The sequence below is a fragment of the Luteimonas sp. 22616 genome, assembly GCF_052044325.1.
Lineage (GTDB): Bacteria > Pseudomonadota > Gammaproteobacteria > Xanthomonadales > Xanthomonadaceae > Luteimonas.
In genome coordinates this window covers 431,219-443,335 of the sequence record NZ_JBQEMW010000001.1, presented here as the reverse complement: position 1 = coordinate 443,335, position 12,117 = coordinate 431,219, and the positions used below count along the sequence as shown (strand labels likewise).

General features: G+C 68.6%; 13 protein-coding genes. 4 read left to right on the top strand and 9 right to left on the bottom strand.

The genetic code is table 11. From position 1 onward, the window contains the following. The first annotated feature begins 45 nt into the window (after window positions 1-45). Together ACTJIL_RS02060 and ACTJIL_RS02055 are read left to right on the top strand one after the other, a co-directional pair. Window positions 46-969: a peptidylprolyl isomerase gene (locus tag ACTJIL_RS02060; RefSeq protein ID WP_440753935.1), complete on the top strand. Its 924-nt coding sequence runs from the start codon at window positions 46-48 to the stop codon at window positions 967-969. A 75-nt stretch (window positions 970-1,044) separates the two neighbouring features. Continuing rightward, entirely contained in the window at window positions 1,045-1,341 is a 297-nt protein-coding gene (locus tag ACTJIL_RS02055) for a hypothetical protein (RefSeq protein WP_440753934.1), read from the top strand. Between the two features lie 23 nt (window positions 1,342-1,364). On the opposite strand, the gene ACTJIL_RS02050 is transcribed toward ACTJIL_RS02055, so the two are convergent. The 5 genes from ACTJIL_RS02050 to ACTJIL_RS02030 form a co-directional block, all read right to left on the bottom strand. Beyond that, on the bottom strand, window positions 1,365-2,189 hold the full coding sequence (locus tag ACTJIL_RS02050; RefSeq protein ID WP_440753933.1) for an MBL fold metallo-hydrolase: 825 nt from the start codon (window positions 2,187-2,189) through the stop codon (window positions 1,365-1,367). A 121-nt stretch (window positions 2,190-2,310) separates the two neighbouring features. Then, complete coding sequence (locus ACTJIL_RS02045; RefSeq protein WP_440753932.1) at window positions 2,311-2,541, bottom strand: cyclase; 231 nt, start codon at window positions 2,539-2,541, stop codon at window positions 2,311-2,313. Between the two features lie 11 nt (window positions 2,542-2,552). Beyond that, window positions 2,553-2,876 (bottom strand): cupin domain-containing protein, encoded by a 324-nt coding sequence (locus ACTJIL_RS02040; protein WP_440753931.1) that lies wholly within the window; start codon window positions 2,874-2,876, stop codon window positions 2,553-2,555. Continuing rightward, window positions 2,873-3,262 carry a gamma-glutamylcyclotransferase family protein gene (locus ACTJIL_RS02035; RefSeq protein WP_440753930.1) on the bottom strand — a complete coding sequence of 130 codons (390 nt, stop codon included), beginning with the start codon at window positions 3,260-3,262 and terminating at the stop codon, window positions 2,873-2,875. Before ACTJIL_RS02035 ends, ACTJIL_RS02040 begins: the two co-directional genes overlap by 4 nt. A gap of 45 nt (window positions 3,263-3,307) precedes the next feature. Continuing rightward, complete coding sequence (locus ACTJIL_RS02030; protein ID WP_440753929.1) at window positions 3,308-4,216, bottom strand: DMT family transporter; 909 nt, start codon at window positions 4,214-4,216, stop codon at window positions 3,308-3,310. A gap of 111 nt (window positions 4,217-4,327) precedes the next feature. Here ACTJIL_RS02030 and ACTJIL_RS02025 point away from each other — a divergent pair, with 111 nt between their 5' ends. Continuing rightward, the gene (locus ACTJIL_RS02025; protein ID WP_440753928.1) at window positions 4,328-5,233 is read left to right on the top strand and encodes a LysR substrate-binding domain-containing protein; all 906 of its coding nucleotides are present in this window, start codon (window positions 4,328-4,330) and stop codon (window positions 5,231-5,233) included. A gap of 125 nt (window positions 5,234-5,358) precedes the next feature. Here ACTJIL_RS02025 and ACTJIL_RS02020 read toward each other — a convergent pair whose 3' ends face one another. Further along, a complete protein-coding gene (locus ACTJIL_RS02020) occupies window positions 5,359-6,186 on the bottom strand; it encodes a DUF4349 domain-containing protein (protein WP_440753927.1) in 828 nt (275 codons plus the stop codon). A gap of 78 nt (window positions 6,187-6,264) precedes the next feature. After that, window positions 6,265-6,615 carry a GFA family protein gene (locus ACTJIL_RS02015; protein ID WP_440753926.1) on the bottom strand — a complete coding sequence of 117 codons (351 nt, stop codon included), beginning with the start codon at window positions 6,613-6,615 and terminating at the stop codon, window positions 6,265-6,267. Window positions 6,616-6,758: 143 nt separating this feature from the next. Between ACTJIL_RS02015 and ACTJIL_RS02010 the strand changes: the two genes are divergently transcribed. After that, window positions 6,759-8,582, top strand: coding sequence for a DUF885 domain-containing protein (locus ACTJIL_RS02010; protein ID WP_440753925.1), 1,824 nt, complete (start codon window positions 6,759-6,761; stop codon window positions 8,580-8,582). Window positions 8,583-8,637: 55 nt separating this feature from the next. On the opposite strand, the gene ACTJIL_RS02005 is transcribed toward ACTJIL_RS02010, so the two are convergent. Both ACTJIL_RS02005 and ACTJIL_RS02000 read right to left on the bottom strand, forming a co-directional pair. Further along, entirely contained in the window at window positions 8,638-9,378 is a 741-nt protein-coding gene (locus ACTJIL_RS02005) for a response regulator (protein ID WP_440753924.1), read from the bottom strand. Then, window positions 9,371-12,043, bottom strand: coding sequence for an ATP-binding protein (locus tag ACTJIL_RS02000; protein ID WP_440753923.1), 2,673 nt, complete (start codon window positions 12,041-12,043; stop codon window positions 9,371-9,373). Before ACTJIL_RS02000 ends, ACTJIL_RS02005 begins: the two co-directional genes overlap by 8 nt. Window positions 12,044-12,117: the final 74 nt, after the last annotated feature.

Sequence of the window (12,117 nt, the reverse complement as noted above, 5' to 3'; positions counted from 1 at the left end):
CCGCGGCTACACTCGGCTGATCCGACATCCGCACGAGGTCCACGAATGCGCCCTGCCCTGCTCGCCCTGCTGGTTGCCGCCACCCTCACGCCGTCGCTCGCCGTTTGCGCCGACGAGGCGCAGAAGCCGAAGACCACGCAGGAACTGCTGGACGCCTCGCAGCCCGCCGACTGGCGCACGCTCGATCCGGCCAGCACGCTCTACCTGGAACTGGCCTCCGGCCGCGTGGTGATCGAGCTGGCCCCCGACTTCGCGCCGGAACACGTGGGCAACATCCGCACCCTCGCGCACGAGGGCTACTGGAACGGCATGAGCATCAACCGCTCGCAGGACAACTTCGTCGTGCAGTGGGGCGATCCGGCCGAGGAAGGCCAGCCGCGCAAGCCGCTGGGCAGCGCGAAGGCGAAGCTGCCGGCCGAGTTCGAACGCAAGGCCGACGGCCTGTCCTTCCACCCATTGCCGGACAAGGACGGCTGGGCGCCGCAGGTGGGTTTCGCCGCCGGCTTCCCGGCGGCGCGCGACCCGCAGGCTGGTGAGGCGTGGCTCACGCACTGCTACGGCGCGGTCGGCGCCGGCCGCGACATGGCCGCCGATTCCAGCGACGGCACCGAGCTGTACGTGGTCGACGGGCAGTCGCCGCGCCAGCTCGACCGCAACATCACCCTGGTCGGGCGCGTGGTGGAAGGAATGGAACTGTTGAGCGTGCTGCCGCGCGGCACCGGCCCGCTGGGCTTCTACGAGCAGGCCGCGCAGCGCGTGCCGATCAAGTCGATCCGGCTCGCCGCCGACGTGCCCGAGGCCGAACGCACGCAGCTGCAGGTGCTGCGCACCGACACGCCGTTGTTCGACGCCGTGGTCGAATCGCGCCGCAACCGCCGCGACGACTGGTACAAGCGGCCTGCCGGCCACATCGACCTGTGCAACATCACCATCCCCACCCGCGAACCGCCGGCGACGACGCAGCCCTGAGCGGATCCGTCACGCGCGTTTAGCTTTTTCCGGGCTAGCCTCCTTGCACCCCACACGTGCAAGGAACCACGCAAGATGGCCCTGCTCCGAATCCGCCTGACCGGCAGCGACGATGCCGTCCGTGCAGTGATGAACCTGCTGCTGAGTCTCGACGGGATCGAGCATGTCGAAGAGATCGGCGACCTGATGACGCACATGGACGATGCGGATTCGAGCTCGGCCGGGCTCAGCGATGTCGAGGGCCCGCAGATGCACGAGATCGAGATCGACGTGCCCAACGAATCCACCGGCCGCAAGGTCCGCGAGGCGGTCGACGCTCTGGCGTTCGAGCTGGAGGCGCTGGTGGAGTTCGAGGACGACGAGGACGAGTAGGCCCCAATCCGTTCTTCGTGCCGTCACCGTCCGTCGTATACCCCCTCCAGCGCCTGAATGTAGCGATCGACCGATCGCGCCAGCGCCGCGCGCGCGTCGGTGGCGATGCTGCGCCCCCACCACGCGCCGTGGATCGAATCGAATGGATACGGCTCCACCGCCGCCTCGATCGCGCGCACCGCGCGCGCCGACAGCGGGATGTAGTTGGGGAAGCTGCGCATGAAACCGACGTGCCGGTTGTCCATCGCCACCTGGATCACGTCGCCGGTCAGCAGCGCGCCGCGCCCCTCGTGCAGGTGCGGCACGTGCGCGACGGTGCCGCCGGCGAAGTGCCCACCGCAGCGGACCAGCATCATGTCGTCCCACAGCGCGCGCGTTTCGCCTTCCCAGTATTCGATCGCCGGCGCGTCGCGCATCACCCATTCGCGATCCGCGGCGTGCAGCAGGATCGGCACGTCGCCGAATGCCCGGCTCCACTCGACCATGCCGGAGTAGTAGTGCGGATGGGAGATCGCGATCGCGCGGATGCCACCGGCCTGGTTGACCCGCGCGACGGTGTCGTCGTCGACCAGCGCGATGCAGTCCCAGAGCAGGTTGCCACCCGGCGCGCGCACCAGCAGCGCACGTTCGTTGATCGCAAACGCCGGCTCGGTACCGATGCCGAGCAGGCCATCGGCTTCGGGTTCGATGCGGTTGCGGTGGGTGCGGCGCTGCCGGTCCAGCGTCGTCCACTGCTGCCCGCCGTGGCCGACGTACTGGCGTTCGTCGTCGCAGACCGGGCAGTGCCCGGGCTCGCCTGCGGTCTCGGCGAACTGCGTCCCGCAGGTGATGCAGATGAAATGGGGCATGGCAATTCCGCCGGGGGAGGTGCGACTGAAAATAGCAGCCGGTGCTGCAATCACACCAGTTGTGGGAGCCCAAGGGCAACGCCAACAGCTCGCGGCTGAAGCCGCTCCTGCAGTCATCACGTTACCTGGGCGGGTCGGGTCGCTTGTGCGGCTCGATGATGACCTGCTTGTTGCGGATGCTCGCGCGATCGACCATCAGCAGGCGCATGTCCCTGACCAGGTATTCGATCAGTTCGGCGTCGCCGATGTCGTTTCCGGGAATATCCAGCCGGAATCCACGGCCACGCAGATCGCCGCCATTGCTGAAGCCGATCTCGAAGTCGAACCGCACGCGATGCTGCACGTCGGCCATCGGGTTCCCGCTCACTTGGCGACCACGTTGAATCCGAACAACCTCAGCCCGGTCCGGGTCCGCGGCTGGTGCGACGATCCCGGCAGGAAATGCAGGTAGCTACCGGCCGGATAGTGCTGTTCGCCCTCGATCATCTCGCCCTCGAGCACGTAGACGTCCTCCCCGGTCGGATGCCGGTCGACATGCGGCCACTGGCTGCCGGGGTCCATCTCGACGATCCACGCGCGCACGCCGGCGGCGCTGGGCAGGTCGCGGCGGCGGCAACCGGGGCCGACCTCGATCGCAGGGATTTCGGCGGCGACCAGCGCCAGCATTTCGCCGCGGATCGCATTCATCGCGTGGCCCGATGCAGCACTGGCTGTCGCTGTTGCCCGTCGGGCGGGCGGCGACCGGCGCCGCGCAGCGCGTAGACGTGGGCGTCCACGATCGTGCCATCCGCAAGCTTCGCTTCGGCCATGACGCGTTCGTAGCCTTCGCCCTCGAACGCATCGAGGCGCGCCCAGTGCGCAGGCAGGTGTCCCGAGCTGAAGAGGAAGCCGTCGACTTCGTCACCACATGCGTCGAGGACGATGCCGGGATAGCCCACCGCCGCGCCCCAGCCTTCCTTGTGCAGGGTGCCGCTGACGGTCGCGGGTTGCCACTGTCCCGGGACATCGGCCAGGACATGCGCATTGGGCCGCCCCGGGGCGAGCGTTCCGTAGACGAAAAGCCGGTAGGTCATCGATTTCTCCAGGGCAGCCAACAGGTGTTCGCCGGTTATCCCGGCTCAGCGCGTCGCGCGCTGGCTCAACGCGACACTGCCGAGGATCATCGCGCCGGCGATGCCCATGCCCCAGGTCAGCGGCTCGCCGAGCAGCATCCACGCCCACGCCACGCCGAACAGCGGCACCAGGTAGGTCACGGTCGATGCGCGGCTGGCACCGATGCGGGCGATCAGGCGGTAGTACATGACGAACGCGATGCCCGTGCACAGCACGCCCAGCATCGACGCCGACAACCACGACTGCACCGGGATCGCATGCCGCGGCCAGGACAGCGCCGCGAACGGCAACGTCAGCAGCGCGGACGTGCCGAGCGTGGCCGCCGCCACTGCCGCCGGCGGCAGGCCGGTCAGGTGGCGACGCACGAGATTGATGCCGATGCCGTACAGGAAGGCGGCCGTTGCGCCGGCCACCACCGCCCAGCCGATGCTGGCGCCGGCGACCTTGCTGCTGGCCAGCACCACCACGCCCGCAAAACCGGCCAGCAACGCGAGCGAACGCCGCGCGCCGATCTTCTCGCCGAAGAACAGGAAACCGACCAGCGCCGTGAACAGCACCGTCATCGCATTGGCGATCGCGCCGATGCCGGCCGGTGCGCGCTGCGCGGCCCAGGCGAACAGGATGAACGGGACCGCCGAGTTGATCGCGCCGATCAGGGCGATCTTCGGCCACAGCACACGCGGGAACTGCGCGCGTGACCGCCACAGGAACGGCAGCAGCACCAGCGCGCCCAGCGCCAGGCGCACCTCGACCAGCGGCACCGCACCGAAGTCGTTCGCCGCCACCCGCATGAACAGGAACGAGGCGCCCCAGATCGCGCCGAGGACGGTCAACTCCAGGGGTGTCATCCAGTCACGCGCGACCGCCCGTGGCAAGGGCGTCGTGGTGGCCGGCGTGCAGTCGAGGGTGCTCATGCCTGTCATCTTGTGGGGGGCTGCCGTGTATTGTCCCTGCCCGGCAATACCCGACAAGCGCATACTTTTCGCTCCAGCCACGAATCTGGCTTGTGTCTCAGGGAGACCCGCATGAACCTGCGTCCCGGCCTTCTGCCATCGCTAGGCGTGTTCGCCGCGGCAGCCCGGCACCAGAACTTCGCCCATGCCGCCGAGGAGCTGCACCTGACCGCCAGTGCGGTCAGCCACCACGTGCGCAAGCTCGAAACAAGCCTGGGTGTAGCTCTGTTCCGGCGCCATGCCCGCGGCGTCACGCTGACCGGCGAGGGCCGGCTGCTGGCCGACGCTGCCTCGGCAGCGGTATCGGACCTGGAAGCCGTCGCGCAGTCGCTGGGCCGCAGCGACGACCGCCAGCGCCTGCGCATCAATACCCTGCATTCGCTGGCCCATTGCTGGCTGCTGCCACGGCTGCCGCGCTTCCTCTCCGCGCATCCCGAGCTGCGCATCAGCCTCGACACCGGCATGTCGCTGGCTCGATTCGAGGACGGCGGCCCGGACCTGGCGATCCGCCACGGCGCCGGACACTGGCCGGGGCTCAAGGCGCGGCACCTGATGGACGACGCGCTGTTCCCCGTGGCGGCGCCGTCGTTGCCGGGCGTCGAGGACATCGCCGACCCCAGCGACCTGCTGGCGTTCCCGCTGCTCTCCGACCTCGCGCTGCAGGGCTGGCCGGACTGGTTCCGCGCCGCGGGCCTGCGCGGACAGCGGCTGCCGGACATGCACATGTTCAATGACAGCACCGACGTGATGCGCGCGGCCGCGGTTGGCATCGGCATCGGGCTGGCGCGCCGGCACATCGTCGCGCCCTACTTGCAGCGCGGCGAGCTGCAACGCCTGCCTGGCCCGGAACTCAAGACCCGCTTCGCCTACTACATCGTGCATCCCGCGCATCGGCGGCCGCGCGCGCCGGCGGCGGCCTTCATCGAATGGCTGCGCGGGGAGGCGCGGGACGTGGCACCTGCACCGGAGACGGCATAGGCCCGTCTTGATGAAGAACGCGAAACCCTTCAGGAACGGCGAAGCATTGCACACCCCAAAGCAGCAAGTTGCGCTCGCGCCATCACCCGGCGCTTCGCACCATGCCCCGTACGCGGAAGAAGGGCTTAGCGTGCCCTGTTCCGGCGCAGCCTGCGCCACAGTGCAACCAGAACGGCCACCACCACCAACACCGGCAGCAGGAACGCCAGCGCGCGGATCGTCCACGCCGCACCGGTCGACAGCGTGCCGCCGAAGTCGCGCAACGCCTGGCCGATCTCGCCGCGGCCGCTCTCGGCTGCCGGCGGACGGAAATCCACGGTCAGCTTCTGGGTGTCGATCCGGCGCCGGTTCTGCGCGCCTTCGCGCTCGGCGGCGTCGAGCTGGGCCTGGGTCTCGGCCAGTTGGCGCGAGAGCGCGATCATGTCGGCTACGGCCAGGTCGCGCCGCTGCTGGAACTCCTGCAGGCGCGACAGTTCGTTACGCAGCCGCTCCTGCACCAGCGCGTTGTCGCGCACCTGCACCGCGAGGTCCTCGGCATGCGTACTGCGGCTGCCAACCCGCGCGTCCCGGCTAGCCAACGCGATCATCCGCTCGACACCGGCTGGGACGATGCGCATGCCCAGGCTCGCGCTCGGCTGGTCGCCCCCCTGGCTGCGCGCATCGAGCACCACGCAGGCGCCGAAGCGCCCGTCCTCGCACGCTGCCTTGGCCGCTTGCATGCGCGTCGCGGTCTCGTCGGCCGGCAGCACCACGCCCACGTGGTGCTCGTAGGCCAGCATCGCCTGCATGTCGTTGGCCGCATTCCCGGCCCGCGCCCCGGCATCGGCCGCCGGCGCGGCCGCGAAGCCGACTGCGCCAACAGCGTGTTCCTGCTGCGTCTTGTTCGAGCAGGCCGCCAGCGCCAGCGCCAGCACGCCGGCACCGGCCCATCGCACGACTGGGTGCATCGTCATCGTCCTTTCCCGTTATGCGCCACGCGGCGCGGTGACATGGCCAACGTCCGCACGAGACGAACGGGGTCGTGCAGGTCGTCAGAAACTCGCGCCGTCCACCTGGGCGACCTTGAGCGCGGACAGGTCCACATTCGGCAGGCAGCGCACGTTGACCGCGACCATCTTCGCGCCGGTGCGCGGGTCCGCGCCCTCGCTGAAAGGCGCGATGCCGCAGGTCGGGCAGAAATGGTGCGCGAGGTGTTCCTTGTTGAAGCGATAGGTGGCGAAGTTCGATTCCGGCGTCGTCAGCGTCAGCGCCTCGCGCGGAAAGAACGCCAGCAGTCCGCCGCGACGGCGGCACATCGAGCAGTTGCAGTCGATCGCCTCGGTCACCTCGCCTTCCAGATCGAAGGCGACGGCGCCGCAGTGGCAGCTTCCTTGATGGGTCATGGGCCTGGCTCCGGGGTAATGAGGCATGCACCTTAACGCCACGCCGCGCGCAACGCCCGTGACGCAGGCCAACGAACGCCACATGGCGACGCTGGCGCTTCGTGCCAGAATCCGGGGCTTCCCATCGCCCAGCCGGAACCGCCATGCGCAAGACCCTGCCCGCCGTCGCCCTGCTCGCCCTCGCCCTGGCCGCCTGCCAGGCGCAGACGCCGCCAGCACCAGCCACCATCGATGCGGCGCAATCCGATGCTGCGGCCGACAGCGCCGCCACGGAGGCCGACACCGCCTTCGCCGCACTCTCGAAGGAATGGCTGGACGGCTGGCTGCAACTCAATCCAGTCAATGCCACCCAGGTCGGCGACCATCGCTACGACGACCGGCTCGACGACCTCAGCGCCGCGGGCCGGCAGAAAGGCGTCGACTTCAGCAAGAAGATCCTTGCCCAACTCGACGCCATGGACGTGTCGAAGCTGTCGCGCGAGAACCAGGTGGACGCGCTGATCCTGCGCAACCAGCTGCAGGGCGACATCTGGAACACCGAGACCTTCCAGAGCTGGGCCTGGGATCCGCAGGTCTACAACGGCCTGGCCGGTGGCGCGATCTACAACCTGATGGCGCGCGAGTTCGCGCCGATGCCGCAGCGCTTGAAGTCCGCGACCGCGCGCATGCAGCAGATCCCGGGGCTGTTCGCGCAGATGCGCGAGAACCTGGACCCGGCACGGGTGCCGAAGATCCACGCCGAGACCGTGGCGAAACAGAACGCCGGCGTGCTGCAACTGGTGGACCAGTTCATCACCCCGAATGCCGGCCAGCTGTCCGGCGACGACCGCAAGCAGCTCGACGACGCCGTGGCCACGCTGCGCAAGGCGGTGGCCGAACAGCAGGACTGGCTCGACAAGACCCTGGTGCCCAATGCCAGGGGCGATTTCCGCATCGGCGCCAAGCTGTACGACGAGAAGCTGAAGTTCGCGCTCAACTCCGCGCTGTCGCGCACCGAGATCAAGCAGCGCAGCGAAGCCGAGCTCAAGCGCGTGCGCGATGAGATGTACGGCATCGCGCAGACCGTGCTCAAGGACAAGCCCGACGCGCCGCAGATGCCGGATGCGCCCAGCGACGAGCAGCGGCAGGCGGCGATCGAAGCCGCGCTGGAACTCGCCTATGCCAACCGTCCCGCACGCAACGACGTCGTCGACGCGTCGAAGAAGGCGCTGGCCGACGCCACCGCATTCGTGAAGGAAAAGGACCTGGTCACGGTGCCGGACGACCCGGTCAAGATCATCCTGATGCCGGAGTTCCAGCGCGGCGTCGCGGTGGCCTACTGCGACTCGCCCGGCCCGCTCGACAAGGGCCTGGACACCTACTTCGCGATCTCGCCGATCCCGGACGACTGGACCGACGAACAGGCCACCTCGTTCCTGCGCGAATACAACTCGCGGATGATCGACCTGCTGGCGATCCACGAGGCGATGCCGGGCCATTACCTGGAGGGCGCGCATTCGGCGCAGTTCCCGTCCACGCTGCGCGCGGTGCTGCGCTCGGGGCCGTTCGCCGAAGGCTGGGCGGTCTACACCGAGAAGATGATGACCGATGCCGGCTACCTCGACGGCGACCCGCTGTTCCGCCTGGTGCAGCTGAAGTTCTACCTGCGCACGATCGCCAACGCGATCCTCGACCAGGGCGTGCACGTCGACAACTGGTCGCGCGAACAGGCGATGCACCTGATGACCCATGACGCCTTCCAGCAGGAGCGCGAGGCCGCCGGCAAGTGGGTGCGTGCGCAACTGAGTTCCGCGCAGCTGCCGACCTACTTCGTCGGCGTGCAGGAGCACTTCGACACGCGCAAGGCGGTCGAGACGAAGCTCGGCGACAAGTTCGACCTGAAGGCCTACAACGACCAGGTGCTGTCCTACGGCGCGCCGCCGGTGCGCTTCGTGCGCGAGTTGATGCTGGACCAGCCGATCGAGTAACCGGCAATATCCGTGGGGAGCGGCCATGTCCGCTCCCACGGACTCGCATTGCCGCTCAGGATCCCGGGGACGGCGATTCGCGCTCCGGCAAGAACCGCAAACCCACGCCCGGCTCGGTGGCGATGTAACGCGGCGCGGCGGCATCGTCGCCCAGCTTCTGCCGCAGCTTGCCGACCAGGATGCGCAGGTAGTGCGTGTCGTGCTGGTGGGTCGGGCCCCACAACTCACTCAGCAATTGCGGCTGCGTGACCACGCGACCGGCATTGCGCAGCAGCAGCGACAGCAGCGCGTACTCCTTGCGCGTGAGAGTCACGACCTCGCCGACGAGACGCACCTCGCGCTTCGGCAAATCGATGCGCAGCATGCCGTCGTCGAACAGCGGCAGAGCTTCCGCCGGCGCCGCATGCGCGCGCAGCAGGCTGCGCACGCGCGCCATCAGCTCCTGCACACCGAAGGGCTTGGTGACGTAGTCGTTGGCGCCGCCATCGAGCGCGGCGACCTTTCCGGCCTCATCCGCGCGCACGGTCAGCATGATCACCGGCACCTGCGACCACTGCCGGATCTCGCGCAGCACTTCGTGGCCGTCACGGTCCGGCAGGCCGATGTCGAGGATCACCAGGTCGGCACCATGCGTGGCTAGCGTGGCCAGGCCAGCTTCGCCATTGGCAGCCAGCTCGACGTGGTAGCCCTGCGCGCGCAGGCTGATGTCGAGGAACTTGCGGATCTGCGGCTCGTCGTCGACGACCAGCACGCGTGCTGGCGGCACGGAAACGGCGCTGGCGGCATCCTCAATCATCGGGTGGCGGGGCGGTTCTGGACGGCGTGATCAGCGGCAGGGTAATCCGGATCGTGGTGCCGCGGCGATCATGGTCCACCGGCCCGCCCGGCAGCGCCTCGACGCTGCCGCCGTGCGCGCCGATCATGCCGCGCACGATGGTCAGGCCGAGGCCGGTGCCTTCGCGCCCGCGATCGCCGCGCTCCACGCTGTAGAACATGTCGAAGATGCGCTTGCGCTCGTCCTCGGGAATGCCGGGGCCGCGGTCCCTCACGTCGATGCGCAGGGCGCCATCCACCAGGCGCGCGTCGACGCCAACCGCCTCGCCGGGCGGCGAGAACTTCAATGCGTTCTCGAGCACGTTGAACAGCGCCTGCTCGACCAGCGCAGGATGCACCCAGATCGGCGCGAGGCCCGGCGCAATCGAGACATCGAAGCGCGCCGTTGGCTGGTAGCGCTGCAGGCGCGCCACCGCCGACCCGATCAGCTCATCGACGCCGATCCAGTCACGGTTGAGCGGCAAGCTGCCGTGGCCGAGCCGGGTCATGTCGAGCAGGTTCTGGATGTAGCGGTCGAGACGTTCGCCTTCGAGCCGGATCGTGTCGAGCAGCCCGCGGCGGTCCTCTTCGCCCATCGCGTCGCCATAGTTCTCCAGGCTGCTGGCCGAGCCGATGATCGACGCCAGCGGCGAGCGCAGGTCATGCGATACCGACGACAGCAGCGCCGAACGCAGGCGTTCGGTTTCGCCACCAACGCGCGCGCTTTCGAGATCCTCCACCAGGCGCGTGCGCACGATGGTCTGCGCGATATCGTCGGCCATGGCCTCGGCGAGACGGCGGCGTTCGGGACCGAGGCGCATGTCGCGTTCGCTGAAACGCAGGCCGATCACGCCTGAAACGCCGTGCTCATCCGGCAAGGGCAGGAACCACCAGTCCGAAGCGGCCAGCGTGTCGGTGTAGTGACCCGCCGGCTGGCGATGATGCTGCGCCCAGTCGGCGGCGGCGCGATCCTTGTCGCCCGGCGGTGGCACACCCTCGGGAATGCTGTCGTCGTCGCCGATGCGAATCCACGTGGCAGCATCCAGCGACGCCCGCAGCGCCGTGCGCGCGGCCTGCACCACCTGGCCCAGATCAGCCGCGCTGGCAAGCTGTCGTCCCAATCCCTGCAGGGCGGTCGCGTGCGTGTTCGCAGCACGCAACGCCATCACCTGCTGACGCAGGCGCGAAGCAAGCCGCCCCGCGACGATCGCCGCGATCAGGAACAACAGCACCGTCACCACGCCCTGGCGTGCGCCGATGAAGAAAGTGAAACGCGGGTCCAGGAAGAAGAAGTTGTAGGCCAGGAAACACAGCACCGCGGCCATCATGGCCGCGCGCATGCGCGTACGCACCGCGACCAGCAGCACGGCAACGATGAACACCATCGACAGGTCGTCGAGCTGTACCCAGCGTTCGGCCACGACCGCCACGATCACCGCCAGCACGCTGCCCAGCAAGGCGATGCCGAAGTCGCGCCAGCCGCCGCCCTCGAATGGATTGTGGAAGTGGCGCCGCGATTTCGCGCGTGCCTCCGGCGTGCTGACGATATTGAGCTCGAAGTGCGCGCCGAGCTGCAGTAGCTGTTGCGTCAGCGTGCGATTGACCATGCGCGCCCACGGACGCTCCCGGGTGCGGCCGAGCACGATCGTGGAAACGCCGTTCTGCGCGGCATGATCGAGCAACGCATCGACGATGTTGTTGCCATGCAACACCACGGCCTCGCCGCCGAGCCGGCGCGCCAGCGCAAAGGCGCGGTCCAGCTCGCGCTGCACCGATTCGGCCGGCGCGCGCGCGCCTTGCACGGTCACGACGGTCCACGGCGCGGCGCGGCGTTCCGCGATGCGACGGCCGACGCGCACCAGGTATTCCGATTGCCCGTGGCCGTCGATTGCGATCATCACGCCACGACGCAGGCTCATGCCCGGCGCGCCACGCGCGGCTTGCGTTTCGCGCAGGTCGCTGTCGACGCGGTCGGCAGTCGTCTGCATCGTCAGCTCACGCAGCGCCGCGAGATTCGATGGCGAGAAGAACGCCTGCAGTGCCTGCGCCGCCTGTTCCGGCACGTAGACCTTGCCATCTTTCAGGCGCTGGATCAGCTCGCGCGGCGGCAGGTCGACCAGCACGATGTCACGCAGGCGGTCGAAGACGCTGTCCGGCACGGTCTCGCTGACGCGCACGCCAGTGATCCGGTGCACCACGTCATTGAGGCTTTCCAGGTGCTGGATGTTGACCGTGGTATGGACGTCGATGCCGGCATCGAGCAGTTCGATCACGTCCTGCCAGCGGCGCTCATGCCGACTGCCCGGTGCGTTGCGGTGCGCCAGTTCGTCGACCAGCGCAACCATCGGCTTGCGCGCAATCAGGGCGTCGAGATCGAGCTCTTGCAGGGAGCTTCCGCGGTAGTCGCTGCGCGCTCGCGGCATCACCTCCAGGCCGTCGAGCAGGTGCGCTGTTTCGCTGCGACCATGGGTCTCGATGATGCCGGCGACGACATCGACCCCCTGCCGCTTCAGTTCTCTGGCTCGCGACAGCATGGCGAATGTCTTGCCGACACCGGGCGCCGCGCCGAGGAAGATCGTCAGGCGCCCGGCGCCCTGCCGGCGCAGTTCTTCGACGAGCGCATTGGCCTTGGCGTCGCGGTTGTTCATGGCGTCAATTGTGCACCTCGTCGGGTCGCCCGCCACTCATGCGCGAACCATTTTCCTGCCTTTCTGGACAGGCT